Annotated in this window: 25 protein-coding genes and 2 pseudogenes; 17 read left to right on the forward strand and 10 right to left on the reverse strand. The window is 59.6% G+C overall.

The window, feature by feature from the left end; all coding sequences use genetic code 11:
• Positions 1-62 precede the first annotated feature (62 nt).
• Genes ACQ7C1_RS25460 through oiaX form a run of 4 tightly spaced genes read right to left on the reverse strand, consistent with a single transcriptional unit; the run spans position 63 to position 3,910 of the window.
• Entirely contained in the window at positions 63-509 is a 447-nt protein-coding gene (locus ACQ7C1_RS25460) for an RpiB/LacA/LacB family sugar-phosphate isomerase (RefSeq protein WP_097600144.1), read from the reverse strand.
• Positions 506-1,309, reverse strand: coding sequence for a triose-phosphate isomerase (locus ACQ7C1_RS25465; protein WP_430960278.1), 804 nt, complete (start codon positions 1,307-1,309; stop codon positions 506-508). The genes ACQ7C1_RS25460 and ACQ7C1_RS25465 overlap by 4 nt, the downstream gene beginning before the upstream one ends.
• Position 1,310: 1 nt before the next feature.
• Positions 1,311-2,648: a four-carbon acid sugar kinase family protein gene (locus ACQ7C1_RS25470; protein WP_430960325.1), complete on the reverse strand. Its 1,338-nt coding sequence runs from the start codon at positions 2,646-2,648 to the stop codon at positions 1,311-1,313.
• Positions 2,649-2,653: 5 nt separating this feature from the next.
• The gene (gene oiaX, locus ACQ7C1_RS25475) at positions 2,654-3,910 is read right to left on the reverse strand and encodes a 3-oxo-isoapionate-4-phosphate decarboxylase OiaX (protein WP_430960279.1); all 1,257 of its coding nucleotides are present in this window, start codon (positions 3,908-3,910) and stop codon (positions 2,654-2,656) included.
• A 179-nt stretch (positions 3,911-4,089) separates the two neighbouring features.
• On the opposite strand from oiaX, the gene ACQ7C1_RS25480 reads away from it, so the two are divergent.
• The 7 genes from ACQ7C1_RS25480 to ACQ7C1_RS25510 all read left to right on the forward strand — a co-directional run bounded on the left by ACQ7C1_RS25480 (position 4,090) and on the right by ACQ7C1_RS25510 (position 11,619).
• Positions 4,090-4,794, forward strand: a complete 705-nt coding sequence (locus ACQ7C1_RS25480; protein ID WP_430960280.1) for a transcriptional regulator NanR — start codon at positions 4,090-4,092, stop codon at positions 4,792-4,794.
• A gap of 526 nt (positions 4,795-5,320) precedes the next feature.
• The gene (locus tag ACQ7C1_RS25485; protein WP_430960281.1) at positions 5,321-6,424 is read left to right on the forward strand and encodes a nucleotidyltransferase family protein; all 1,104 of its coding nucleotides are present in this window, start codon (positions 5,321-5,323) and stop codon (positions 6,422-6,424) included.
• A 60-nt stretch (positions 6,425-6,484) separates the two neighbouring features.
• Positions 6,485-6,700 (forward strand): putative quinol monooxygenase, encoded by a 216-nt coding sequence (locus ACQ7C1_RS25490; protein WP_430960282.1) that lies wholly within the window; start codon positions 6,485-6,487, stop codon positions 6,698-6,700.
• A gap of 509 nt (positions 6,701-7,209) precedes the next feature.
• Positions 7,210-8,256, forward strand: a complete 1,047-nt coding sequence (locus tag ACQ7C1_RS25495; RefSeq protein ID WP_430960283.1) for an L-dopachrome tautomerase-related protein — start codon at positions 7,210-7,212, stop codon at positions 8,254-8,256.
• Positions 8,257-8,620: 364 nt separating this feature from the next.
• On the forward strand, positions 8,621-9,796 hold the full coding sequence (locus ACQ7C1_RS25500; protein ID WP_430960284.1) for a zinc-dependent alcohol dehydrogenase: 1,176 nt from the start codon (positions 8,621-8,623) through the stop codon (positions 9,794-9,796).
• Positions 9,797-9,808: 12 nt separating this feature from the next.
• A complete protein-coding gene (locus ACQ7C1_RS25505; RefSeq protein ID WP_430960285.1) occupies positions 9,809-10,369 on the forward strand; it encodes a hypothetical protein in 561 nt (186 codons plus the stop codon).
• A 179-nt stretch (positions 10,370-10,548) separates the two neighbouring features.
• Positions 10,549-11,619, forward strand: coding sequence for a hypothetical protein (locus ACQ7C1_RS25510; RefSeq protein WP_430960286.1), 1,071 nt, complete (start codon positions 10,549-10,551; stop codon positions 11,617-11,619).
• Between the two features lie 448 nt (positions 11,620-12,067).
• On the opposite strand, the gene ACQ7C1_RS25515 is transcribed toward ACQ7C1_RS25510, so the two are convergent.
• The gene (locus tag ACQ7C1_RS25515) at positions 12,068-12,487 is read right to left on the reverse strand and encodes a hypothetical protein (RefSeq protein ID WP_430960287.1); all 420 of its coding nucleotides are present in this window, start codon (positions 12,485-12,487) and stop codon (positions 12,068-12,070) included.
• Between ACQ7C1_RS25515 and ACQ7C1_RS25520 the strand changes: the two are divergent.
• From ACQ7C1_RS25520 to ACQ7C1_RS25540, 5 genes and pseudogenes are all read left to right on the forward strand, one after another.
• Positions 12,486-12,654: pseudogene (locus tag ACQ7C1_RS25520) on the forward strand (polyhydroxybutyrate depolymerase); the annotation flags it as partial. The gene ACQ7C1_RS25515 and the pseudogene ACQ7C1_RS25520 sit on opposite strands and share 2 nt — an antisense overlap.
• A gap of 89 nt (positions 12,655-12,743) precedes the next feature.
• Positions 12,744-13,619 (forward strand): sugar phosphate isomerase/epimerase family protein, encoded by an 876-nt coding sequence (locus ACQ7C1_RS25525; protein WP_430960288.1) that lies wholly within the window; start codon positions 12,744-12,746, stop codon positions 13,617-13,619.
• Between the two features lie 528 nt (positions 13,620-14,147).
• Positions 14,148-14,579, forward strand: a complete 432-nt coding sequence (locus ACQ7C1_RS25530; protein WP_430960289.1) for a SyrB2 regulator — start codon at positions 14,148-14,150, stop codon at positions 14,577-14,579.
• Between the two features lie 158 nt (positions 14,580-14,737).
• Positions 14,738-15,313: a hypothetical protein gene (locus ACQ7C1_RS25535; RefSeq protein WP_430960290.1), complete on the forward strand. Its 576-nt coding sequence runs from the start codon at positions 14,738-14,740 to the stop codon at positions 15,311-15,313.
• Positions 15,314-15,344: 31 nt separating this feature from the next.
• Positions 15,345-15,920, forward strand: coding sequence for a hypothetical protein (locus ACQ7C1_RS25540; protein ID WP_430960291.1), 576 nt, complete (start codon positions 15,345-15,347; stop codon positions 15,918-15,920).
• A gap of 364 nt (positions 15,921-16,284) precedes the next feature.
• Here the strand turns inward: ACQ7C1_RS25540 and soxR are convergent, their stop codons facing one another.
• Positions 16,285-16,719 (reverse strand): redox-sensitive transcriptional activator SoxR, encoded by a 435-nt coding sequence (soxR, locus tag ACQ7C1_RS25545; protein WP_183698490.1) that lies wholly within the window; start codon positions 16,717-16,719, stop codon positions 16,285-16,287.
• Positions 16,720-16,804: 85 nt separating this feature from the next.
• On the opposite strand from soxR, the gene ACQ7C1_RS25550 reads away from it, so the two are divergent.
• From ACQ7C1_RS25550 to ACQ7C1_RS25565, 4 genes are all read left to right on the forward strand, one after another.
• A complete protein-coding gene (locus tag ACQ7C1_RS25550; RefSeq protein ID WP_430960292.1) occupies positions 16,805-17,527 on the forward strand; it encodes an SDR family NAD(P)-dependent oxidoreductase in 723 nt (240 codons plus the stop codon).
• A complete protein-coding gene (locus ACQ7C1_RS25555) occupies positions 17,524-18,585 on the forward strand; it encodes an S-adenosylmethionine:tRNA ribosyltransferase-isomerase (protein WP_430960293.1) in 1,062 nt (353 codons plus the stop codon). The genes ACQ7C1_RS25550 and ACQ7C1_RS25555 overlap by 4 nt, the downstream gene beginning before the upstream one ends.
• A gap of 302 nt (positions 18,586-18,887) precedes the next feature.
• Positions 18,888-20,282 carry a selenium-binding family protein gene (locus ACQ7C1_RS25560; RefSeq protein WP_430960294.1) on the forward strand — a complete coding sequence of 465 codons (1,395 nt, stop codon included), beginning with the start codon at positions 18,888-18,890 and terminating at the stop codon, positions 20,280-20,282.
• 36 nt (positions 20,283-20,318) lie between these two features.
• On the forward strand, positions 20,319-20,945 hold the full coding sequence (locus tag ACQ7C1_RS25565) for a hypothetical protein (RefSeq protein ID WP_430960295.1): 627 nt from the start codon (positions 20,319-20,321) through the stop codon (positions 20,943-20,945).
• Between the two features lie 581 nt (positions 20,946-21,526).
• Here ACQ7C1_RS25565 and ACQ7C1_RS25570 read toward each other — a convergent pair.
• From ACQ7C1_RS25570 to ACQ7C1_RS25585, 4 genes are all read right to left on the reverse strand, one after another.
• Complete coding sequence (locus ACQ7C1_RS25570; RefSeq protein ID WP_430960296.1) at positions 21,527-21,772, reverse strand: DUF982 domain-containing protein; 246 nt, start codon at positions 21,770-21,772, stop codon at positions 21,527-21,529.
• A gap of 319 nt (positions 21,773-22,091) precedes the next feature.
• Positions 22,092-22,373, reverse strand: a complete 282-nt coding sequence (locus tag ACQ7C1_RS25575; RefSeq protein WP_430960297.1) for a CGNR zinc finger domain-containing protein — start codon at positions 22,371-22,373, stop codon at positions 22,092-22,094.
• Between the two features lie 362 nt (positions 22,374-22,735).
• A complete protein-coding gene (locus tag ACQ7C1_RS25580) occupies positions 22,736-23,146 on the reverse strand; it encodes a hypothetical protein (protein ID WP_430960298.1) in 411 nt (136 codons plus the stop codon).
• Positions 23,147-23,393: 247 nt separating this feature from the next.
• On the reverse strand, positions 23,394-23,531 hold the full coding sequence (locus tag ACQ7C1_RS25585) for a hypothetical protein (protein WP_430960299.1): 138 nt from the start codon (positions 23,529-23,531) through the stop codon (positions 23,394-23,396).
• Positions 23,532-23,635: 104 nt separating this feature from the next.
• Between ACQ7C1_RS25585 and ACQ7C1_RS25590 the strand changes: the two are divergent.
• Positions 23,636-24,131, forward strand: a pseudogene (locus ACQ7C1_RS25590) (IS30 family transposase); the annotation flags it as partial.
• Positions 24,132-24,387: the final 256 nt, after the last annotated feature.

Below are 24,387 nucleotides of genomic sequence, written 5' to 3' on the forward strand. Positions count from 1 at the left end.
CAGTTCTGGATAGGATCATATACTGGTATGATGAGTCAATCACCATATCATTACTTAGGTGTTCAAGGCGCATGTTTTTCCGCATCGAGCCGGTCGATCGCCTGGACGTTGCCGGCCGACGGGCCGTCGGGATCGAATTCGGAGGCAAGCCAGACGTCGACGATCGATTTCGCCAGCTCCGGCCCGATGACGCGCGCGCCCATCGTGATGATCTGGGCGTTGTTCGATTTCGCCGCGCGCTCGGCGGAATAGGTGTCGTGGGTCAGCGCGGCGCGGATGCCCGGCACCTTGTTGGCGGAAATGCACACGCCGATGCCGGTGCCGCAGAAAAGGATGCCGCGCTCATGTTCGCCGTCGACGATCGTCTGCGCCAGGCGCTGCGAAAGATCGGCATAGAAGCCGGACTGGCTGAGATCATGAACTTCGAGATCCGCCTTGCCGGCGAGATGGGCGGCAATGACATCCAGGAGCGGTTTGCCGGCGCTGTCGGCGCCGATTGCGATCTTCATGGCACTTTCCTTTCACTCGCCGTCTGGCGTGGAGATGAGCGGTCGATCGCCGCGCTGACGCGGCAGAGGATGTCGAGATAGCCTTCGACGGACCAGGCGGAGCGCCCGATGAACAGGCCGTCGATATGCGGTTGGCCGATCAGCTCCTCGCAATTGCCGGGATTGACGCTGCCGCCGTAAAGAACAGGCACGGCGCGGCCGAGAATGGCTTTCGCCACCTCGGCGATCCTGCCGTGCCGCTCCGACGCGTAATCGGCAGTGGCAGGAATACCGTTGACGCCGATCGCCCAGACGGGCTCGTAGGCGAGCAGGATCGGAGCCTCGTCTGCCTCGGTATCGACGCCCCTCAAGGCCGCCTCGACCTGCCGCCGCAGCACGGCGTCGGCTTGGCCCGCCTGGCGCTCCTGCAAGGTCTCGCCGATGCAGATGAGCGGCGTCAGGCCATGGCGGATCGCGGCCGAAACCTTGAGGCCGACGGTTTCGTCGGTTTCGCCGAAATGCTCGCGCCGTTCGGAATGACCGAGCTCGACGAGATCGAGCCGGCAATCCTTAAGCATCAGAGGCGAAATTTCGCCGGTCCAGGCGCCGGCATCCTCCCAATGCATGTTCTGGGCGCCGACCTTCACCGAGGTTTCGGCAAGCACGCGCTTGACCTCGCGCACAGACGTAAACGAGGGAATGACAAAACGCTGCACGCGGGGATCGCGGTCGCGGTCCGCATAAGCGAGGCGGCGCGCGAAGGCGAGCGCTTCCTCCAGCGTCTTGTTCATCTTGAAGCTGGTGCCCACCCAGACGACCATCTCAGTTCTTCCTCCCGTCGCGGATCTGCGCGAAATAGCCGTCGGTGCCGACCTGGCCGCCCTTGAGCGCGATCTGCAGGCCGTTGGTCGCAGGGCAGTCGCCATGGGCGAGGCAAAGCGGCGACCCCGGCGTCTGGGGAAGCGGCAGCAGCGTCGTCAGCGCGTCAATCTTCAATTGCCGGAGTGCGTGGCTCGACGTGTCGCCGCCGGCGACGACCGCACGCGAAAGCCCCTCCGCTTCGATCAGCCGGCGCAGGATCGTGCCGAGCGCGCTGCCGAGGCGATGTCGTGCGCCCGGAAGCCTGTCGATATCGGCGCCGCGATCGGCGGATGGGCCAAGCGCGGTGTAGAGAATGACGCTTCTGCCTTCCCTGAGCTTGGCAATGCCGGCCTGCGCCGCCGCTGCCACCGCGGCTTCGCCATTCTCCGAAACCAGTGCGAGCGGATCGAGCGCGAAAGCCTCGAAGCCGTTCTCGGCGGCGGTGCGGATCTGGCGCTCGGTCGTCGGCGAGACGCTGCCGGAGACGACGGCAAGGCGATCGACCGGACCGGCATCGGGAAATTCCGCGCCGGTCCGGACGATGACGCCGACCCGCCGCCAGGCATCGAGCAGGGCATATTCGACCCCGGACGAGCCGGCGACGAAGCTGCCGGAACGGCTGGTGACGCGCAGCATCTGCCGGCCGGCGGCTACCTGCGTCGTATCTGAATCGACGTCGAGGAGCAGGATGCCTTCCGGGCTTGAGGCCAGCGAATCGATACGCCGATCGGCGTCTTCGGCCGTAATCGCGACGAGATCGGCGAGAAGGACGGGGAGGGAGGTCTGCTTCGACAGATGCAGCACAAGGTCGGCCTCGTCCATCGGCGTGACCGGATGGCGGCTCATAACGGGATGGCGGTCGATGCGGAATACGCGGCCCTGATAGGCGGCGAAGAGATTGCCGAATGCCGTGTATCTTTTCAGCTGCGGCGCACCGAGGATAACGGGCACGATCGCCTGCCCAAAGGTCTTGCGTCCGATCTCGATCGCCTTGCCGATATTGCCGATGCCGGGGCTGGAATCGAAAGTCGAGCAGACCTTGTAATGGCAGATGGCGGCGCCGAGCGAGCGCAGCCAGTCGAAGGCGGGCGCAAGATGCTGCTCCATCCAGGCCGGCGTCTCGCTGCGGCTCGTTCCGGCAATGCCGATCGCGCGGCAATGGCTGAAGCGCGCCAGCAGCTCCGGCGAGGGAAGATCGAGGAAGAGCACCGAGGGAACGCCGTTCGAGGCTAACGCCTCCATGACATCGGTCGAGCCGGTAAAATCATCCCCGTAATAGCTGACGAGAAGCTGATCCATGACGGTCACGCGCCCTTGCCGTCGCTGAATTTCGCGATCGAGGCGGCAAGCTCCGGATGCTCTTTCGCATAGACATCCAGCGGAATGTCGGCGACCGCCGCCTGCCAGGCCTGCTGCACGGCGCGAACACCGGCCGCCGGGCCGCCGGGATGGCTGACGATGCCGCCGCCGCAGAGATAGAGGAGATCGACAGTGCGGCCCGTACGCTGATAAGTTTCAGGCGCCTGTCCGCCCCACTGGCCGGAGCCGGCGACCGGAAGCGGCCGATCGGCGTCACCGAAGAGCGGCGCGCTGACGGCTTTGAAGGATGAGACGAAGCTGTCGTCAGGCTCCCAATATTTGACCCTGATGCCGTTGATCTGGAACTGGTCGACGCCGAGCAGCCGCCAGAACTGCTGATAGACCTTGAAATCCATCCCGGCGCCGGGATCGCGCGTCAGCACGTCCCAGCCGTTGCGATGGGCGTGCAGCACCAGGCTGGAGCGCTTGCGCAGGAAGCTCATGCCGCCGAAGCCGATCGAATTGATGTTGACGACGGCGCAGTTGCCGCCGGCGGCAGCGACGATGTCGTGGTTGCGCATCATCTCGTCCGGATCGGCATGCGAGATGCCGAAGGCATACATCACCTTCTTGCCGGTCTTCTGCTCGTGATCGAGAATGCGCGGCATGATCGCCGCGACGCGCTCCTTGAGCGGCGAATAGGCCGGGCTCATCAGCTTCTCGTCATCCTTGATGAAGTCGACTCCCGACTGGATCAGCTCGCCGACAAGCTCCGCCGTCTCGTGCGGCCGAAGCCCAAGCGCCGGCTTGACGATCGTGCCGATGATCGGCCGGCCTTCGACGCCGGTCAGCCGCCGGCTTCCGGGAATGCCGAATTGCGGGCCGGGATGGGCGCTCTTGAAGGCCTCCGGCAGCTTCATGTCGACGATGCGGATGCCGGTCATGCCCTTGATCGAATAGACGCCGCCGATCGCGATGGTCATCAGGGCGGAGAGATCGGTGCCGATCGCCTCCAGCGGAAAGGCGATGTCGACATCGGCACGGTGGAGCCGCGTGCCGGGAGCAGCCTCCGGCCAGGTCGGATGACGTGCCTCTTCGAGCGGGCGGATGGCCAGCACGCGGGCGGCGACGCGCGATTTCAGCTCTTCGGTTTCGCCGGGAACCGGCACGAAGGTTCCGGTCGACTGGTCGCTTGCGATCTTGTCCGCCATCGCCTCGACGCTGCCGGGCGTTTCGATGCGGTAGGTCAGGGTTATCATCATGAAACGGGCGGTTGCTCCTCTCGCCAGGCAGATTGTCATGGCGTCAACTTGTGATCTGGTATAATGAGTATTCCAACTAATGAAAAGCGGAATCTTCGGCTGTGCAAATTTTCGGCCGCGAGCTTTGTTCTCGGCCGGGAAAACTGTTAGGAGGAGACATTTTGAGCCAGCGAGATCTCATGACCCAGCCCATCGAACAGATCGTCCGCCGGAAACTTTCCGACGAAGTGTTTGATCGACTCGAGCGAATGATCACCTCAGGCGAGCTTCAGCCCGGTGATGAGATGCCCTCCGAGCGGGTGCTGATGGAGCGCTTCGGCGTCGGACGGCCGGCGATCCGCGAGGCCATGCAGTCGCTCGCCAACAAGGGTCTCGTCAGCATCTCGCATGGCGAGCGGGCGAAGGTGCTGCGGCTCACGGCAAAATCGATCTTCCGCCAGGTCGATCTCACGGCCAAGATCATGCTGTCGCAATCGGCAGACTCGCTGGAGCACCTGAAAAGCGCCCGCATCTTCTTCGAGCGCGGCATGGCCCGCGAGGCCGCACAGCGCGCGTCGGCAACCGACATCAGCGATCTCAGAAATATCATCGAGCGCCAGCGCGCATCGCTCGGCCGGGCCGAAGAGTTCATCAACACTGACATGGAATTTCACACCCGCATCGCCCAGATCTCCGGCAACCCGATCTATGTCGCCGTTAGCGAGGCGATGCTCGCCTGGCTGAAGGCATATCATACAGAGATGCTGATCTGGACCGGCAAGGAAAAGTTCACCTTGGCTGAACACGAAGAAATCGTGGATTGCCTGGAGGCCAATGATATCGACGGCTCGGAAACCGCGATCCTCAAGCACCTCGAACGATCGCGCGCCCTCTACGCAAAGTGAGGATTGGCAGAAGCACGAGCTCCAGATGTATGGCGCGACTGCTGATCTTTTGAAAAGGTGCTAGCCTTCACTCCCGTGGACGTTTTTAGGAGGTCGACTGATTGACGGTCGTGGAAGAGATTGTTCCGAAGTGAGTGCAATCGCTCGCCTCACACTCTTATGCCGCCAATTTTGGTTTATCAGGCACTTAGCTTATCTGAGTTGAGGGGCCGCGGGTTCACATCCCTTCAACTGCTGGCACTGCGCTCTGTCCGTCTCCTACCCATATCGAACGTGCTCTAGACAACGGTGCGCAGCCGGAAGAGGTTGGCGAACTTATCACGCGTCTCGAATTTCTATTCCGGCTGGCCGAACGCCATCTCCGCCGTAGAGGAGACGAAAAAGGGCGCAGCCTCCGTCGATTAGCGCAATTTATGAGGCCTCGGCGGGGGAGAGGGTGCGAGTGCCCTGGCCGCATCTCCGTTGTCCAGCTTGCGCAAATTTACTGACTATACTAGATTTGAGGAAATGTTATAGGACGCCTCAAGTGAAGCAGATCGATCTCATGTTCAGGACGATGGTCGCGGAGCTGCAGCAACGGACTTTTGATGCGCAGTGGTCGGCGGATTTTCCGCCTACCGGTCGCTTTGTCTCGGTCAAGGTCGATAACCGCTCATACTGGTATTTTGACCACCCGGACGGCAAAGGCGGGCAAAAGCGGCGCTATGTCGGTCCCGCCGATGATGACGAAATCACAACCCGGGTTGAAACCTTCAGGGGTGAAAAGGACGATTACCAGAATCGGCGAAAGATGGTGGCGGCATTGACACGCGAAGCTGGTCTTATTGCTCCGGATCGCTTCACGGGCACAGTCGTCGAGGCGTTGGCATCGGCCGGTTTGTTCCGGCTCCGTGGCGTCCTCGTCGGCACAGTCGCGTTCCAATGTTATGCGGCCCACCTCGGGACTCGGCTGCCTATGGCAGCGATCCTTACAGGTGACGCGGACTTGGCTCAAGATTACGCGATCTCAAGCGAGGTCGAGGACTCTATTCCGCCGATTGTCGCTCTCCTTCAGTCCATCGATCCGTCCTTCCGCGCCGTGCCCCATGTCTCCGGTTCCCCCCGCTCTAATGCCTTCCGCAACTCCAAAGGTTACCGGGTAGAGTTCCTTACGACAAACCGCGGATCGGAAGATTACGCGGATCAACCGGCGCAAATGCCCGCTCTTGGCGGCGCGGCTGCCGAACCTCTCCGATACATGGATTTCCTGATCCGTGATCCGGTGCGAACGATCTTACTGCATGGCGCCGGTGTCTCGGTCGTGGTACCCGATCCAACACGGTTTGCTGTCCACAAACTGATCGTGGCTGGCCAGCGTCAAGATGATGCCGGTGGAAGGGCAAAGAAGGAAAAGGACTTGCGTCAGGCCGGAATGCTATTCGAGGCATTGCAAGAAACTGGAGCTAGCCGCGATCTGGCAGATGCTCTTGGCGAAGCATGGGGCAGAGGCCCATCTTGGAGAACCGCGATCACAGCGGGCGTTGATGCCGTCCAGAGGCAATATCAACCGGCCGTCCATCGCATGTTCGGCATTCTACCGGCCGAGGAAATAGAAAAGTCCCGGGTCCAGTTACGGGACAACGATGACTAGCAAGAAGATAGATATCCCATTTAATGAAGGGAATTAATCGGATCAGGAGCATTCTACCGGATGAATGAGCCCGGCTGTATCGATTACGATTTCCACGTCGATGCGCAAGACGACTGCACCTTCGTCTTCTACGAGAACTGGACAAGCCAGGCCGATCTCGATGCCCATATGGATATGCCGCATCTGGTCCCGCTGCAGGGCCAAACCGACAGATTGCTGGCAGAGCCAATCTCGATCCGGCATTTGCGAATGATAAGGTCGCATAAGGCAGCGTGAGACAAGCATCGGTGGGGAACACGGATTGAGGACCTAGACCCCAGAAGACGAGCGGTCGCGATGCTTCGGATTTGCCTGGGGTTGCCGCTATTGTTTCAAGGCGTTAGTGAGCTCTGTCGCCTCGAAGGTAAGATAGCCTGGTTTGGTCGATATTCACTTCAATCGAGCTGAACGCAATCGCGCTGCGCTTCGCCAGGATATCGCTGCCTTGATGACATCGTCTGGCGCTCCGGACGCGGGCGTTGTCGCTAACCTGCGCGCAACAAGCCTCTCGGCCAAGCACCGATTGCCGACCTCCACGAAGGCAGCAGCGTAGAGTTTCGATTATGCGGGGAACTTTCGAATGCGGGCAAGGTTCAAGAGCGGCAACAACCCGGAGCCGAGCTATGTCCAGACTATCTCTTCGAACGGTCGCGCTGTTGACCGCAGCCACTGCCGTCGTTCTGTCACCGCCGCTCTTCGCCCACGCCCAGACGTTGGAAAGGCTGACGAACAAGGCCAAGGAACTGGTGGCACCGGTCGCCGGGAGGACGGATGACCGTCTGGAGAAAGTCGCGACATTCGAGCATCAGGTCACCGGCGTTACCGTCTCCGAGGATGGCAGGATCTTCGTCAACTTTCCTCGCTGGTCGGAAGACGTTCCGATCTCCGTCGCCGAATTGATGAAGGATGGCTCGATCAGGCCCTATCCCGACGATGAGTGGAATTCCTGGCGCAACGCGAAGATGTCGGAGATTTCTCCAAAGGATCACTTCGTGACGGTACAAAGCGTGGTTGCCGACAGCAGGGGCTCGCTTTGGGCCGTCGACCCGGCTGCGCCCAACAGCGAAAAGACGGTCAAGGACGGCCCGAAACTGGTTCAGGTCGACCTGAAGACCAATACCGTCAAGCGCATTTACCCATTCGAAGCTGGTGTCGCCGGCCCGGCTAGCTACCTCAACGATGTCCGCATCGCTCCTGAAGGCACCTTTGCCTACTTAACAGACGCTGGATCGCCAGGAGGTCTGGTCGTTCTCGACCTGAACTCCGGCAAGGCATGGCGCGTGCTGAGTGACGACCCCTCCACCCAGTTCGAAAAAGGAGTTGTCGTTCATGTTGACGGGAAGCCGCTTCGCAGACCCGATGGCCGCCAACCACAATTCAATGCCGATAGCATCGCGCTATCCAAGGATGGTGAGACACTCTATTGGAAGGCCCTGACCGGAAGTACGATGTACCGGATTTCAGCTGAAGCCTTGCAGAAAGCTTCCCAGGACCCATCTGGGGCTCGGCCGGAAAAGTACGCCGACACGGAACCGACCGACGGATTGTGGATAGACGACCAGAACCGTATCTATCTCAGCACGATGCAGAACAACGGCGTCAAGATCTTGGGTCTCGATGGCAAGGTGACGCCTTTTCTGGAAGACAGTCGACTCCGTTGGCCAGATACCTTCGCACAAGGACCAGACGGAGCGATATACGTCACGGCATCGCATATCCAGGATTCGCCTTGGTTCAATCAAGGTTGGACCGACGATTCCTTCACGCTATTCAAGTTCATGCCGCCAAAGTGAGCCCTGATCACCATCAGGCGATCAAACATTCTCCAGAGGCGCTATGCAACTGCGCGGGAGTGTGCCCTAGGAGTCTTAAGGGCGCGCTCACGCCTCGGTGCGCGTTGAAGAAACGTATCTTGTACGCTTCTCCGCACAGGCCGCGTCGCCCCACTCAACGCAGATGCTAATCCCGGGTTCAAAGGTAACTACCCTTTCGCCTTGGTCGCTGCACCTTCACTGATCACTCCTTCAAAAATCTCTGATCGCTCCAGGAACTATTCAAGCGGGTGGAGGTTCGCGGGGCTTATCGGTGAGCCGCGATCTTCCGAGGTCTCGCGTACTGTTCACCCCTGCAATCGACCAGACAGATAAGGAGAGAGGCATGCGCGCGCTCGTTTGGCACGGCAAGGAAGATATCCGGTGCGACACCGTATCGGACCCCGAGATCGAGCATCCACGTGATGCGATCATTAAAGTCACGAGCTGCGCTATCTGCGGCTCCGATCTTCATCTGTTTCATAATTTCATCCCGGCGATGATGCCCGGCGATATCATGGGGCACGAAATGATGGGCGAAGTGGTCGAGACCGGTTCCGAGGTGAAGGGCAGCCTCAAGAAAGGCGACCGGATCGTTGTCCCCTTCACCATCACATGCGGCGAATGCGATCAGTGCAAACGCGGCAATTTCTCCGTCTGTGAGCGGACAAACCGCAAGAAGGAGATGGCCGACAAGGCGTTTGGCCATACCACGGCAGGCCTCTTCGGCTACACACACCTGACCGGTGGCTATCCCGGCGGTCAGGCCGAATACCTTCGGGTCCCTTTCGCGGACAAGACACATGTCAAGGTGCCCGACAGATTGACGGACGAGCAGGTTCTTTTCCTTGGTGACATCTTCCCGACAGGGTGGCAGGCCGCCGCCCAGTGCGACATCGAGGCCACCGACACCGTGGTCGTCTGGGGCTGCGGCCCCGTCGGCCAGATGACGATCCGCAGTGCCGTGCTGCTCGGAGCCAAGCAGGTAGTTGCCATCGACTGCATTCCGGAACGTCTCTCCATGGCTGAAGCAGCCGGCGCAATCACCATCAACTTCAAGGACGAGAGCGTGATAGAGCGTCTTAACGACCTGACGGACGGTAAAGGCCCCGAAAAATGCATCGACGCAGTAGGGCTGGAAAGTCACGTCTCGATCGGCCAGCCGGATACACTGTTGGATCGCGCCAAGCAGGTGGTGATGTTGGAGAACGACCGTCCGCATGTCCTGCGCGAAATGATCTATGTCTGCAGACCGGGCGGGATCATCTCAATCCCTGGCGTCTATAGCGGGCTCGTCGATAAAATCCCGATGGGCATGGCGATGAACAAGGGCCTTTCCTTCCGCATGGGACAGACGCATGTGCGTCGGTGGACCGATGATCTGTTGCGGCGCATCGAGGAGGGACAGATCGATCCCTCCTTCGTGATCACCCACACTGTCGGCCTCGAACAGGGACCGGAAATGTACAAGGTGTTTCGCGACAAGCAGGACAGCTGCATCAAGGTTGTTCTGAAACCCTAAGGAGGTTCCGAAATGGCATTCCTCACCAACATGACGCGTTCCGAAGGCGATCCGAAAATCATCAACTCGGGGCCCAGTTCGCTCAGTTCCTCTGACAGGCTGGCGCGCAATCTCGGATGGTTCAGCATCGGACTCGGGGTCATCGAGCTGTTGGCAGCCGAGAAGATTACCAGGGCGCTCGGCATGCGCGGCAGGGAAAATCTGATACGCGCCTTTGGGGTGCGGGAGATAACGTCCGGGTTTATGACGCTCTCGGTCGAAAAACAGGCGGGGCTTGCCAGCCGGATCGCAGGCGACGCTCTTGATATTGCCACTTTGGCGACGGCCATGAGACCTGACAATCGCAAGCGGGACAATGCGGCACTGGCATTGTTGATGGTTGCCGGCGTTACGCTTCTCGACGTCATTGCCACGGGAACCAACACAATCCGGCATGCGCGCCACACAGGTCAGCGACGTGATTACGCTGACCGGAGCGGCTTTCCCAAAGGCGTGGAGGCATCGCGCCGTGCTGCCCGGCAACAGATCGAGCATTTGCGGGCGAGCTCAGGCAACGAAAGCCGCAGCGCCTAAAGGCCGGCCAGTGGCGGTGAGGATTGAGAGCTGGTTGCAGTAGCGCCTGTCGCGCCTATGCATCTAACCTCTGGAGCGTTGACGCAAACCGCCTTCGGCAGAGAGGTAATGCAACATTCGGCGGCGCCGCGACCTGACCAGCTAACTCCGGCGTTGACGGGCAATAAGGAGCGGCAAACATGGGTCTCGAGCAACTTATGGGCGCTGGGCTGATGTTGATCTTCCTCGCCGACATCTTCTTCACCGTCCTTTATGCTCGCGCTGGCACAGGGCTGATTGCACCCCTCTGGAACCGCTTCGTATGGGCTTGCATCAAGGGACCAGCGGGACTGTCCGGCCCCGCCCGTACACAAATCCTGTGCTTCGCTGGGCCGGTCATCGTCGTCACACTGATCGCATTCTGGGCTCTTGGGCTGACGATCGGCGCCGCTCTCGTCATCCATCCTGAGCTCGGGTCCGCGATCCGACCGAGCAGCGGTGGTACTCAAACCGATTTTGTGGCCGCCTTACTTGTGGCCGGCAACAGCCTCTCGATCGTGGGAGGCGGAGAGTACGCGCCGCATACGTCAGGCACCCGCGTCATCTTCCTCCTTAATTCTCTCATCGGCGCGTCAGTGCTGTCGCTGGTGTTGAGCTATCTTGTGCAGGTCTATTCGGCCCTGCGTGAGCGGAACGCTCTGGCGCTAACAGTCGATCTGATGACGGGCGGAACTGGTGACGCGGCCGAGATGCTGGCTCGGCTTGGCCCTGGTGACGATTTCGCTACGGCCACCAGCGAACTCGGCAACCTCGTGCGTTCGCTCGCTGCGACGAAAGAAGCGCACCACTTTTATCCGCTGCTGTTTTATTTCCGTTTCAAAGAGCCCTATTACTCCGTGTCGCGCATGAGTTTCATATTGCTCGATCTCACAACGTTGATCGATACAGCGCTGGATCGCGAGAAACACAAGGCTGTCATAGGCGCGGCGGCAGTCGACGCACTTCGGCAATGTGCTCGCCTTTTGCTCGCGACGTTGGACAGGCATTTTCCGACAACCGGTGAATCCAACAAGCTTGCGCAGCAAGAGTATTTCAGGCGGAGTTATTCGCTCGCCTTGGGAGTTTTGCAGAAGGCCGGTATCGAAACGGAAGCGGACGCGGAGCGCTATGGTGATCAACGTCGTCAGTGGGAAACGCTTGTGCGCCGGGTGGGCCCGACCTTGGGCTACGAAATGGATGAGATCGATTGCCGCCGCTCGCTGGACTCGTGAGAGGGGTGGCCGAAGGGGGTGTTGCACCGGTCATCATTCGGCTGCTTCTTGATGCGCTTGCGGCATCTCCGGAGGGCCAATTATTTCGAAATCACTCGGCATGGCATGCTGATCCGTCCCCATAAGTGCAAGTGTCCAATAGTCGGGATGTGTTCCGAAAACGGTTGAGAGCTGAACTACGGTGAGGTTCCCGTCGAAAAACTTCGAAGACTTTGCCCAGTAGAAGCAGCCCGGCATTAAACTCGCTGAACTCATACGCCCACTCCCGACCACAGCAGATCTCCCTTAAATGAACATGATTCGGTTTTTCGCGGAGCCCCCACGAAGACGTTGGTACGCTCGCGGACCCAGGTCATCCCTTCCCATGAAGCAGGTTGGGACGACGAAAGTCAGAAGTGGCCTTTTCAAAGGTCGGTCCCGCGGCGCAGCGCGATCGAGATAGCTGTCATCATTCGTTGCTGCAGCGTTTTTGACGGAACAACAAGAAATCAAAACCGGTTTCGGTCGGGCTCGAGTAATCTGGCATGGTGAGGGTGAAAGCCGACCTCGCCTTGCGCCTGAAACCGGGAGCAGGTTGAGTGTTCTCCAGGATCACTTCAGTGACGATCACACGGACGCAGAAGGGCGCCACTATGGAGGTTGCGATTTGCGCGACGGCTGAGACGGCGTTGCGAACTGCGCTTGTCGGACGCGAGGCACTTTGAAGTTCGGCTTCACGAGAGCTACCGTCGAAGGCGTTTAAGGCGCGGAGAAAAGGCCAAGCTTTTCGGCTCGTTATTGCCGTCATCCGCCCGATCGCGTGCGGGCAAGGTCTTGCCAAAGCTTGAAGTGACAGCTGCTTCGGGAGCAATCCAGGACGGCTCGTCATGAAATGTTTCGCGCCTGCCAGATTGCAGAAAAACCCGCCGCTCGTGGTCGTACTCCACGGACGCGATCGAACTCCTGAGACGCTCGATGCAGCGAGCGGTTTTTTCAAGGCTTGCAAAGGGGAGGGGATTCGTTCTCCTCTATCCCGAGCAGACGAGGAGCAACAATGCCCCCGGCGGTGCTCCGAAAAGCTGAGCGCCGCCGACATTGGAGAGTGTCCGAGAGTTACGGACCGGTATGCGAATCGGAGATTGACCATGACCTTCAGACTGGGTGGCTATGGGATCGATTACAACAATGATCCCGAAGCGTACGCGCGAGCGCACGTCGAGTTTGGCTACAATGCTGCGTATATGCCAAAAATCAGACTCGAGAACCGCGAAGAAATCGCTGCACTGGTAAAGGCATTTGCCGCAGCAAATCTTGTGGTTGCCGAAGGCGGCGCCTGGAAGAACCTCATTGCTCACGACGAGGCGGTACGAAAAGCCAATCTGGAGTACGCTGTACATCAGCTAGCCCTTGGCGACGAAATTGGGGCGGGTGCCATCGTCGCGTTTCACGGTACTACCGGACATCCGGGGGATCCCTGGCAGTTGAGCGACAACTATGATTACGGTCCGCATCCGGATAATCAAAGCGAGGCCGGATTCCAGCGCGCCGTCGACACCGCCTATGTCATCGACATGGTGAAGCCGAAGCGTACCAAGTTCTGCCTGGAGATGGTTCCGTGGCTGGTGACGGACACACCTGAGAACTATCTCAAACTCCTAAAGGCGATTGACCGGCCTCAGTTCGGCGCACATATCGATGCTGCAAACATGGTCATCACACCCAGATTGTATTTCAACACGGGCAAGATGATCCGGCATTGCTTCGCCCTTCTCGGTCCTTGGGTCGTCTCATGCCATGCCAAGGACCTGGTGATGAAGGGAGGGCCGGGGACGATTTCCTTTCATCTGGACGAAGTGGTGCCTGGTGAAGGTAATCTAGATTACACCGCCTATGTAACTGAAATCGCCAAGCTGAAACGTGAGGTTCCCCTGATGCTGGAGCACTTTGATGTCCCCGGCTACCGCCGCGGTCTTGCACATATCAAGGCGGTGGCGCGTGATGCCGGGCTTTTTGTGGGATAGGACGCATCATCTTTTCATCCGGATGAAGAAACGTCGTCAATGCGGAATGGCCAAGCAGCCATTTCAGAATTATCAAAGCCTGCGACCGTGGTGTCCTCGGCAGCACGAGAGACGACTTGCTCCTTCAGCGCGTCAAGTCCGCCGGGTGCTAGCCGGGCTCGTTGCGGGACGCGGTGCAGTGGCCCAAAATTCCGGCTAAAGCGCGACGATGATATTGCAGAATGAAAGAACCTTGCTCTGCTTCTCTTCGAACGGCTCAAGTTCGGCAGCAATTACTCACCTGTGCAGTCCACGACGCTGTCGAGCAGTTAGTGCAGCGGACGTATCCCTGACACCACACATACTGGATGCCCATTGGGGTTGCGCGGGGGACTCGGAGTGCGTCTCGGATCCTCCGCAATAGGCAAGCGGACCGCGGAGCCAGAGCCTGTGGGATTTGAAATCTGAGGCTGGCGATAGCCGCAGCGCCCTTGTTGACTCAGTCTGTCACTCAGTCGAAAAGAGACTTGGCTATAGAGGAGATGTCTGATGGCTGATGAAAATAATACGGGCCCTGCTACCGGGGTCGCGGAAACGAATGCGCCGACAAAAGCGGACGTTAAGAAGAAGCGTGCGCCGCGTCGTCGAAAGCAAGCTGCCGAACCGGCTTCTGCCGCGACCGAGGCCGTCGCCGAACCGTTGCCGGCGGCAGGTGCGGCAAAACCTGCTGGACGTGGCAGGGGAAGAAAGCCGAGGTCGCTCGAGGCGAAACCTTCCGACGCCAAGGGCACTCTCAAGGGCAGAGGAAGAAATAAGATCGCCAAGCCAGCCGAGCAAACGGCAAAGGCATCCGCACCGGTGATTGATGAGCTGGAAGATCTGATCCAGCTTGAAGAAGAGAACAAGCGCTTGCGCAAATTGCTGGCCGACAAGCTGCGCCAGGAAAATACCGATCTGCGCAAACGGCTCGGACTGGATTGATCAGCACGCAGACATTTAGGTCGGCCGCCATCGCGGCCTCAGCCACCGCATCTTCAGCAGAAAAATAATCGCCGGGCGCCTTCGTGCCCGGCCGACCTGCGAGTGGGGACAGGGCGCTGCGCAGCATCGCAGCCCGGCTTGATCGAGGTGAAATGCCGATGAAAACACCGTGGAAATTCCTCGTCGATTTGACGTTACGGCGTCGAGCGGCAAAAGGGCTCGAGAGTTCCATCGGGCATGATACCGATCACGAGGCGGAGCAGACGCCGGCATCTCCGTCGGCCGAAGTCTCCGCCTCTGCGGATTACAACGAGGCTGTTCCGATCGAGCAAGTGGCATCGGCATTGACTGAGAAGCAAGACAGTGCTGAAGCCGTGGAGGCTTCAGCACCGCCGGTCGATGGTGACGATGCATGGACGCCCGCACCAGGTGAAGCCCGTCATTCAGATGCCAGCGCCCTCGAGCCAAACGAGACAATCATTAGGGCTCGGAGAGAACCTCCGCCCAGTCGCCGTGAACGGACGAAGGTGGCCCAGGCAGGCGTAACCGCGCGGGGCGCTGCCGCCAAGCATGAAGGTCAAAGCGTGTCCCCGTCATCAGCTCGGGATGCGTTCTTCGATGACGTGGCAAACCTTGATGAGGACATCAAAAAGCTGAGAAGTGAGCTCGCTCGGAAGCTCCAGCTGCAGAACGCCCAGCTCAAAACGATGCTGAAACGGTTCGACGTTTCTTGAGCTTGGCATAGGATTTAGAGGTCTAGCATATATGAAAACACCACAGCGAAAGTTCGTCGTCGAAATCAAGTCAGGCCGCCGGCGGTCGACGACGCAGTCGAATTCAATCTGGGGAAACACCGATTTCAAGGCATTTGTCCGTCAGGCCGAGACGGAAGCGCCGCACCTGTTCGAATCCAAGCTGGGACCAGACGCTCTCGGCCAACCTGGCGAAATGCCGCAGGACCAGCAGCCAGTAAATCAGCTCGATGATAGCGATGACGCAAACCAAAATGAGCCTGCACCATCTTTGACCGAACCGGTGCAAATCGTTCTATCTGAGAGCGATCACGGCCAATTCGCCTCGATCTCGCAATCGAAAAAACGTTCGATCAAACAGCCGGCTCGAACAGCGTCGCGCGTTGACGAAAAGCGCTCAAGAAATCAAATCGATGGTGCAGTAGAGGAGGGCGGCAAGGCATCTTCCGCCGGTTCATTGGAAGCGCCGATCGATGAATTGGCTGCGCTTCATGCTGAAAACCGACATCTCAAGGCATTGCTGATCAAGCAACTTCACCGGGAGAACCTGCAGCTTCGAAAGATGCTCGAGCGATTTGGCCTCTCCTGAGCTTGTACCTCTGCAGGTTTTCGAGTTCGCCAATGCGGACTCCGCCGCCGGCTGCCGTCAACAATCTCGCGAAACAGGCAGCCACGCATTTTTCATTTTCTCGTTCGCGTTGGATCATCTTCGCAAACTCGGTTGCCAACTGCCGGCTTTTTGCAAAAGGCCGACGCGTCATCAATTGGGGAAATCTTCGATCAGCTTTAAACGTTCTTCAAGTTTTGGTGGCACCTGAGCCGCTTGCGTCTCATACCGTGCCGCAGGCGGGATTTAGGGCCGTCGTCAGTAAGCCTATCGTCATACTTGGATTGGGCGATATTGAATAATCGGGAAGATCGTAAGATCGTTCGGCATACCATTGGAGGCTCATTCAACCCAGCCAATACCTCGCTCCCGGCCCTTTGCGCCCTGCCACGTCGGCAGGGTTCGCCAAGCGACATCGGTCGATCGACAGGCAGCCGCAACCGATGCATTCGCCAAGACCGGACCGTAGGCGCTGTAACTCGGCTATGCGCTGGTCGATACGCTTTGCCCACGCGCTCGACAGCCGCGACCAATCCCGACGTGACGGTACGCGATCGGCCGGCAGCTTAGCGAGTTCGGCGCCGATCTCCTCAAGCGTCAGCCCGATCCGTTGTGCAAAGACGATGAAGGCGATCCGCCGCAATGCGGACCGGTGGTAGCGTCGGTGTCCTGAGCCGGCGCGCTCCGATGCGATCAACCCACGCTCCTCATAGAAGCGCAGAGCTGATGAGGCAACGCCGCTGCGTCGCGACACCTCGGTGATGGTCAGCATCGGATCCATGCATAAATAAAAGCACGAAGCTCTCTTGACTTCAAGTTCACTTGAACTTGTAGCAGTTACGCGTACCCATTGAAGGAGCACCGCAATGCAGGCGAATATCGATCTTCAAGGACTTCGCGTAGGGATCACCGGCGGCACTTCCGGCCTCGGGCTGGCGCTTGTGCGGCAGCTTGCTGAGAAGGGTGCGAGCATTGCCTTCGTCGCCCGCACCGCCGCGAATGTCGAGCGCGTCGCAGCCGAGACGGGCGCGTTTGGCATTGTCGCCGACATCGGCAAGAAGGAAGATATCTATCCGATCGCGATGCAGATCAGTGCCAATCTTGGCGGGGTCGACGTCCTGATCAACAATGCATCGAACCTCGGTCCTGTGCCTCTGGCGCTTCTTGCCGACACGGAGTGCGAGGAGCTGGAGGCGGCGCTCGCTGTCAACCTTCTTGGCGTCTTCCGGCTGACGAAAGCCCTGTTCGGTGCGCTTGCCGCGTCCGCGCGCGAGGGCCGCGGCGCGCTGGTGATCAACATCTCCAGCGACGCGGCGGTCAACGCCTATCCCGGCTGGGGCGCATACGGCGCGAGCAAGGCAGCGCTTGCCCATCTGACGGCAATTTGGGACGAAGAGTCGAAATCCGATGGAATAAGGTTCCTTGCGCTCGACCCTGGCGATATGGACACCCCGCTGCACGCGTTGGCGCTCCCGGACGCCGATCCTTCGAGCTTGAAAGACCCGGAACTGGCCGCTGCCGAGATCCTCGAATCGATGATCGGGGCGTTGTCGGCTCACGCTGCGCTTACCGCTGGAGCCCAGGCGTGATCGCCGCTGATCGCCTCGATCGGCAATCGGCCAGGCTGTTCGCCGTTGGGGCGGACGGCACGATGCGCGACCTGCCGCGGGCTCACCTAGGGACGTTATTCGATCCTGGCGATCTGGTTGTCGCCAACGACGCCGCGACCTTGCCTGCCAGCCTACACGGCACGCATCTCCAATGCGGAAGGGCGATCGAGATCCGCTTAGCCGGCTGGCTGTCAGCTTCCGCTCCAGTCCGCTTCGTGGCAATTGCCTTCGGCTCTGGCGATCATCGCACCCGCACGGAAGATCGGCTGCCGCCGCCTGCGCTGTCATCAGGCGATCGTCTCCAGCTCGGCTCACTTGAAGCCAATGTCGAGCGCGTTCTCGACCATCCTCGTCTTGTCGAGCTCAGCTTCCAGGGCACCCGAGCAGCCATGTTTGCAGGACTGGCGCAGCATGGCAGGCCGATCCAATACGCGCATGTTCCCGAGCCGTTGGCACTATGGGATGTTTGGACGAGAATTGCCGCCCGGCCGGTCGCGTTCGAGGCGCCATCGGCTTCCTTCGCGCTCGACTGGCGCACACTGCAAGCTTGGCGTCGTCGCGAGATCGGTTTTGCAACACTCACGCATGCCGCGGGCATTTCTTCCACCGGCGATCCCGCACTCGACTCGCGCCTTCCCTTTGACGAGCCTTACCACATCCCTGAATGCACCGTGGGGCAGGTAGCGCGGGCGCAGCTCAGAGGCAGCCGCATCATCGCGATTGGCACCAGCGTCGTGCGCGCACTTGAAGCAGCCGCCAATCCCGATGGCAGCCTGCGTGCCGGAGATGGTATTGCGACAGGGCGCATCGGCCGTGGCACTCCGCTCCGCGTCGTCGATGCGGTTCTCACTGGTGTCCACCAGCCCGGCGAAAGCCATTTCGAGTTGTTGCGCGCCTTTGCCGACGATGGCCTGCTCGCCAGCACCTCCGCAGCTCTCACTGCATGCCGCTACCGTGCACATGAATTCGGCGATTCCATGCTGCTCAACCGGGAACCACTGCTTTATCGGCGCGATCCTTCCCTTCGGGCTAAATGATCGTCGATGATACGCTGCAGATGGCCCTTGGGGTTTATTTCGGTTATCGTCGATGCCTTCTTGAGAGTTATTCCATGGGCAGAGCAGTTGCATCGCCGCGCCCTGGCTACGTCGGCGCTGAATCGTCGCGTCAAGTCGGCTGGAACATCGATCGTCGCGTATATCCATATTTTTGGTAAGGCGCTTCAGGCGTTCGATCGAAGAAATAAGGCGGATAGGCCGTATTTCCGACGAGTTTTTGCCGCATCAACAGAGCCTGCATCAGGATCCACGCATTGGGAATACTCGCAGGGAGAGTGGAGATGGCGACGTGGCGACCCGATCCTTCCTTCTATCCATCACCGCGCATGGCGGCCAAGGCTCCAAAGGAAACGCTCGCCTATGTTGCAGCGTTCGACCCAGAGCGAAGTCGGCCGGATGCCATCGCCGTCGTCGACGTCGACCCGGCGTCTTCGAGCTATTCGCAGATCGTCGGACAGGTCGACATGCCGAACCTTGGCGACGAGCTTCACCATTTCGGCTGGAATGCCTGCTCGTCCTGTCTTTGCCCCAATGCGCCGCATCCGCATGTCGAGCGGCGGTATCTGGTGGTGCCGGGCTTGCGGTCCTCGCGTCTGCATATCATCGATACCAAGCCGGATCCGCGCAATCCCAAGATCATTCGCGTGATCGAGCCTTCGGAGATCGCCGAGAAGGCGAACTATTCGCGGTTGCACACGACCCATTGCGGACCCGATGGGATTTACATCAATGCGCTTGCCGATCGCGACGGCAAGGCGCCAGGCGGCATCTTCCTGTTGGATCACCAGAGTTTCGACGTGCTCGGGCAGTGGGAAATGGATCGTGGGCCGCAGAAGCTTGCCTATGATTTCTGGTGGCATCTCGGTCACGATACGATGATCACAAGTGAATGGGGCACGCCGGATACGTTCGAGAACGGGCTGGTTCCCGAGGTGTTGCTCGGCTCGAAATATGGCCGCCGCTTGCATTTCTGGGATCTTCACAAGCGCAAGCACCTGCAAGAAATCGATTTTGGCGAGGAGCATCAGCTCGTCTTCGAACTGCGCCCGGCTCACGATCCGACCAAGGCCTATGGTTTTGTCGGCTGTGTCATCAGCCTCAAGGACCTCTCGGCCTCGATCTGGACCTGGTATCGCGACGGAGACCGATGGGCCGTGAAGAAAGTGATCGAGATTCCAGCAGAGCCGGCGGACCCGGATTTGCTACCTCCCGTACTCAAGGGGTTCAGCGCCGTGGCGCCGCTCGTCACCGACATCGACCTATCGATGGACGACCATTTCCTCTACGTCTCGTGCTGGGGCACCGGCGACATGATCCAATATGACGTTTCCGATCCCTTCGCGCCGAAGGAAACGGGCCGAGTGCGGATCGGCTGTATCGTTTCGCGTGCGTCCCATCCGAAGGCTGTAAACGGGCCGCTGAACGGTGGGCCACAGATGGTGGAGATCAGCCGCGACGGCAAGCGGGTCTATTTCACCAATTCGCTCTATGGCGCTATCGATCCGCAATTCTACCCTGATGGCATCGACGGATGGATGGTCAAACTCGATGTCGTCGACAGTGGCGGCATCGCCTTCGACGAGAACTTTTTCGTCGACTGGCCGAAAGGCCACCGCCCGCATCAGGTCCGCCTCGAAGGCGGCGACTGTTCGTCCGATTCCTATTGTTATCCATAGGGAGGAGGGGGCGACCGTGCGGTCTTCTCAGGGCGAATGACGACCGTCTGGCCATGGCTTTCGATTGTCGGTCTCGGCGCCTTTCACGGCATTAATCCGGCGATGGGCTGGCTCTTTGCGGTCGCGCTTGGGCTTCACCGCCAGAGCCGCCGGATCGTCTGGTTGTCGCTTGTTCCAATCGCCATGGGTCATGCCATCTCCGCCGCTCTCACACTGGCGGCGGTCGTCACATTCGGCGCGGTATTAGAGCCGCACCGTTTCCGGCTCGTCGCAGCGCTGCTCATTCTCAGCGTCGCTGCCTACGGCGTGCTTTACGGGCACCGTTCCCGGGTGAGGGTCGGCATGCGCGCGGGCATGGCAGGCCTTGGCTTCTGGTCCTTCCTGATGGCGACGAGCCACGGGGTGGGCCTGATGCTGGTTCCTGCGGTCCTCAGCCTCTGCGTGGCGGATGGAGCCGCAGATCTTGCGATCGCAAGTTCACTGCCGGTCGCGCTTGCCGCCGTTGCCGTACATGGCGCGGCAATGCTGGCCGTCGTCGCCGTGGTGGGGATCGCCGCCTTCGAATGGCTCGGCCTTGCGGCACTCCGCTCTGCATGGATCAACTTCGATCGCCTCTGGACTCTGGCGCTGAGCGCTACCGGCATCGTGCTTCTCGTCCAATGAACCTGTGCTGTGACCAGGGACGGAGGCGGGGGCGCGCCTAACCTTGCGCCTTCACGTAGCTGATGTAACCGCGCACATCGGTGGCCGGCTGATCCAAGCTCGATCAGCGCTTTCAAACTGGCGCAGCGATTACAATCCTGTTTCATAACACCCATTTTCTTCCTGATCTGGAGGCGATCCCGTGGGACGGCGAGGGTTCTTCCGGGCACGATCGAGGATCTGACGTGCTTGTGGGGTTTGGAACGGCTGAAGATCCATGGGCCATCGGGTAGCGGATGAACCCCCTCAATATCGCCAGCCTCGGCCGCCAAACGCAGCGTCTTTGGCGTTATCCCGAGTAACTTCGTCGCCCCGCTCAGATTAGCCATGGCTCGACCCCGTCGATCTGCGGACGGAAGACCGTAATTTGCGATATAACCTCAGCGCGGTGACCGCTCCCGTGTCCAGCGATTGCCATTGCCGGTCGTCAGTCCGTTGCAATTGAGGACACCGGCAATCACATGATCATTGGCGATCAAGACGAGCTGTCTCACAGCGTCGACAATGTCGTCAGGGGTCGGTCAATGAATACACAAGGTCGATCAACGTCTGAGGATGCCGGCTTCCTCGGCTGCGCGAACGAAGGCGAGCTTGGCTGTTGCGCTGTCGACCTTCCCGTCGATCGCCCCGAGACAGGCTCGTCGAGCAGCGGAAAAGGACTTACCTCCTTTTGTGGGCCACGAGGTCATTAGGTACGCCATGGCGTCGCGAGTGCTGCTGACACTCCGGAAATGATCGGAGTTTTCGATCATCAATTCGATAGGCTTGTCCCACAAATCGCTGCTCATCTTGTCACCTCAGGCGTAATGACCCCAGAAGAAATACGCAGCCGACCCACCCGTTCCGTAACTTTCAGCTATCGAACTAAGGTCGGGGGTAAGTCTGCGACTAAAGGCCGAGAGGTGCGACTATGACCTTCCTCGGTCCTGACGCTGAGCGAATATCCGAAGCCCCCGGTATCATACCGCGAGAAGCCGATCGCGTCTTGCCGCAGGCGCGCCGCGTTCTTCGCATTTTCTGGTGCTAGCTCGACTTCTATCACTCGCGCCCCGTCAATCTGCCGATCTCCGGGACGCTCAAGGTTGCCATACTGACGAACTCACCGCATCAACGGTCGCCGCGCGCGCGGTAACGCTTCACTCGGCTGTGCACTCCGCAACCTGCCTCCGAGCACCACTGCCGCCGACCGCTCTTTGAACCGTCAAGGAAGAGCCAGCCGCAATTGTCCCCCTTGCACTCGCGCACAAGACGACGGTCGCTCCGGCTGATCAACAGATCGGTAGCGCTGAGCGCAAACAGGTGAAAAATATCGGACGGATCGTCAAAGGGGAATGTCCAGACGAAGTGGGCCGCCCCACTAATAGCAAAGCGTGCGTAGCATTCCTTCATAATTCGGTTTGTTCTTGCAGTTTGGTTCGGAGGATGAATGCTGTCTCGGCTGATGGCTTGTCGGCATTGGGACTTTCGAGCCCTCGGGCTCCTGGTTCGCGCACGCAGAAGAGATGACCGCGGCAACTAGCGCAATAAAACGAAGCGGCTTCATCCTCGGTTCCTTCCCATTGGCCGGCGCCAAATCTCTCAGGCGACGCGTTCGTGCGGCAAGCCAAAAGCGGACGTGCCTTCAACTCTCGTTCAAATGTGCGCTTGCACAACGCCAATGTCGATAAGGCTAGGCTCGGCACAGTTCGTCCGCAAGCGTAACGCATCTTCTATCTTCCGACGACGTTGATCGGCGAATAGTGAGGATAAAATCATGCCTGACCAAACAGGTCGAACCCCGAACTAGAAGGGGGCGTCCGTTCAGAGCGCTTACAGTGCAGCAAATCGACGACACGCGCCGATGGACGAGCTGTGCTTGAGCAACCGTCATCAACTCCAACTCTCCTTCCTGTCAGCCGAATATCCATCATGGCAAGGTCGGGTCTTTCTGATCCGGCTAAGGATATGGCCTCACTCGCTGTTGCGGCGATGCCCTCGAAGCCCGCATCGCGGAGGCGGTCTTCCAGCTCAAAGGCGATCAGAAACTCATCCTCGACAATGAGGATGCGCGCCTCCTTCCGTGCGGCCGAGGCACGCTCCTCGGCATTCGCAGGTTCGACGTTCGAGGACGAGCCCGATCCGTTCTTGGAACCTGGAGATCGGGGCACGACGCGAGCTTTCATTCTGGATGCTGATCAGGGAACCGGATCGTGCACTCAGCACCTGGCCCCGGAGTGACGGAAAACGTCCCCCGCAACTGAGGTAAATGCCGGCCGCGGAGGCGTAAACGGCGGGCATTTACGGTAACGTACTTCCGCCGCTCGCCCGCCAGTCTTAGTGTGGACGATCACCCTTGCAGGGAGGCCGTCGTCCAGATGAGCAGGCAAGGCGGCGTCGCACGGAACAATGAACGGTGCCGCGCGGCGCGGTTTATGGCGGCTCATGCTGCGGCTGCCGGCGATACGCGAGCGGTTGCAGATCCTCGCGGCGCGGTCGTCTCGTCTCGACGATCTCTTCGAAGCCTATGACGTCGCCGCCCTCGCTCTGGAACGCTTCCAGAAGGCGCATGACTGTCCCCAGGTGAGGGAATATGAAAGCGTCTGCCGTGAGATTGAAGCAGAGGCAATAGTTGGGAGCGCAGAGATGCGAGCCGCCCTTGAGCACGCGCCACTGTCGCCGAGCGCAAGCAGTTCGGCCATTGGGAGTGCGATCTCATTCAGTTTCGCACGAAGTTCGGCAAGGCCAACGTGACCTCATTGGTCGAGCAGGTCAGCCGCTTTGCTGTCCTTCTGCGCAACAACGACCGGCAGTCGAAGCCGATCATGGACGGGTTGATCGAGGTGCTCCAACCGCTGCCCCACGCTGCTCGGCGCTCCATCACCTTCGACCGAGGCACCGAGTTCAGCGAATGGCCCTATCTGCAGGCTGGCATCGGAACGCAGGTTCTGCGACCCGCAGTCGCCCTGGCAGAAAGGCACGGTCGAGAACACCAATGGTCTGGTTCGCAAATGGCTTTCGAGAGAGGTGGATCCCCTGTCGATCACCGACGTCGAGCTGAGGGACATCTGCGATCGGCTCAACTCGACACCGCGGAGGTGCTTGGGCTACCGAACCCCGGCGGGGGTCTTTCGCAAGAAACTACTCGCGCAAATCCGACGTGTCGGCTAGCTTCAAACGCCCAAGTCGCAATTCGGCATGAACTCACAATTCAAATACTTAGAGGTAGTCTAGCAGTGGCCCGCACGGCTGGGCCTGATGACATTCATCGTGGAAACGCGGCGCAATTCCGACCGGCAATAATACCGGCAAAATGATTGCTTAATTCGCTACCTAAACGGTCACCTTGGCGAGCATGGGACCAATGCTTCCTGAAAGCAACAGAGAGCTGGAAGACGTCGCGATCGAACTGACCTCGGCGGCTAAT

Origin of the sequence: Rhizobium sp. Nf11,1 (assembly GCF_050587665.1) — a bacterium.
GTDB lineage: Bacteria > Pseudomonadota > Alphaproteobacteria > Rhizobiales > Rhizobiaceae > Rhizobium.

Bases quoted from the DNA above. Each gene is read 5' to 3' on its own strand.
- ACQ7C1_RS25460 (WP_097600144.1), bottom strand. From the start codon at position 509: ATGAAGATCGCAATCGGCGCCGACAGCGCCGGCAAACCGCTCCTGGAT.
- ACQ7C1_RS25465 (WP_430960278.1), bottom strand. From the start codon at position 1,309: ATGGTCGTCTGGGTGGGCACCAGCTTCAAGATGAACAAGACGCTGGAG.
- ACQ7C1_RS25470 (WP_430960325.1), bottom strand. From the start codon at position 2,648: ATGGATCAGCTTCTCGTCAGCTATTACGGGGATGATTTTACCGGCTCG.
- oiaX (WP_430960279.1), bottom strand. From the start codon at position 3,910: ATGATGATAACCCTGACCTACCGCATCGAAACGCCCGGCAGCGTCGAG.
- ACQ7C1_RS25480 (WP_430960280.1), top strand. From the start codon at position 4,090: ATGACCCAGCCCATCGAACAGATCGTCCGCCGGAAACTTTCCGACGAA.
- ACQ7C1_RS25490 (WP_430960282.1), top strand. From the start codon at position 6,485: ATGAATGAGCCCGGCTGTATCGATTACGATTTCCACGTCGATGCGCAA.
- ACQ7C1_RS25500 (WP_430960284.1), top strand. From the start codon at position 8,621: ATGCGCGCGCTCGTTTGGCACGGCAAGGAAGATATCCGGTGCGACACC.
- ACQ7C1_RS25505 (WP_430960285.1), top strand. From the start codon at position 9,809: ATGGCATTCCTCACCAACATGACGCGTTCCGAAGGCGATCCGAAAATC.
- ACQ7C1_RS25510 (WP_430960286.1), top strand. From the start codon at position 10,549: ATGGGTCTCGAGCAACTTATGGGCGCTGGGCTGATGTTGATCTTCCTC.
- ACQ7C1_RS25515 (WP_430960287.1), bottom strand. From the start codon at position 12,487: ATGACGAGCCGTCCTGGATTGCTCCCGAAGCAGCTGTCACTTCAAGCT.
- ACQ7C1_RS25525 (WP_430960288.1), top strand. From the start codon at position 12,744: ATGACCTTCAGACTGGGTGGCTATGGGATCGATTACAACAATGATCCC.
- ACQ7C1_RS25530 (WP_430960289.1), top strand. From the start codon at position 14,148: ATGGCTGATGAAAATAATACGGGCCCTGCTACCGGGGTCGCGGAAACG.
- ACQ7C1_RS25535 (WP_430960290.1), top strand. From the start codon at position 14,738: ATGAAAACACCGTGGAAATTCCTCGTCGATTTGACGTTACGGCGTCGA.
- ACQ7C1_RS25540 (WP_430960291.1), top strand. From the start codon at position 15,345: ATGAAAACACCACAGCGAAAGTTCGTCGTCGAAATCAAGTCAGGCCGC.
- soxR (WP_183698490.1), bottom strand. From the start codon at position 16,719: ATGGATCCGATGCTGACCATCACCGAGGTGTCGCGACGCAGCGGCGTT.
- ACQ7C1_RS25550 (WP_430960292.1), top strand. From the start codon at position 16,805: ATGCAGGCGAATATCGATCTTCAAGGACTTCGCGTAGGGATCACCGGC.
- ACQ7C1_RS25560 (WP_430960294.1), top strand. From the start codon at position 18,888: ATGGCGACGTGGCGACCCGATCCTTCCTTCTATCCATCACCGCGCATG.
- ACQ7C1_RS25565 (WP_430960295.1), top strand. From the start codon at position 20,319: ATGACGACCGTCTGGCCATGGCTTTCGATTGTCGGTCTCGGCGCCTTT.
- ACQ7C1_RS25570 (WP_430960296.1), bottom strand. From the start codon at position 21,772: ATGAGCAGCGATTTGTGGGACAAGCCTATCGAATTGATGATCGAAAAC.
- ACQ7C1_RS25575 (WP_430960297.1), bottom strand. From the start codon at position 22,373: ATGAAGGAATGCTACGCACGCTTTGCTATTAGTGGGGCGGCCCACTTC.
- ACQ7C1_RS25580 (WP_430960298.1), bottom strand. From the start codon at position 23,146: ATGAAAGCTCGCGTCGTGCCCCGATCTCCAGGTTCCAAGAACGGATCG.
- ACQ7C1_RS25585 (WP_430960299.1), bottom strand. From the start codon at position 23,531: ATGCGCCTTCTGGAAGCGTTCCAGAGCGAGGGCGGCGACGTCATAGGC.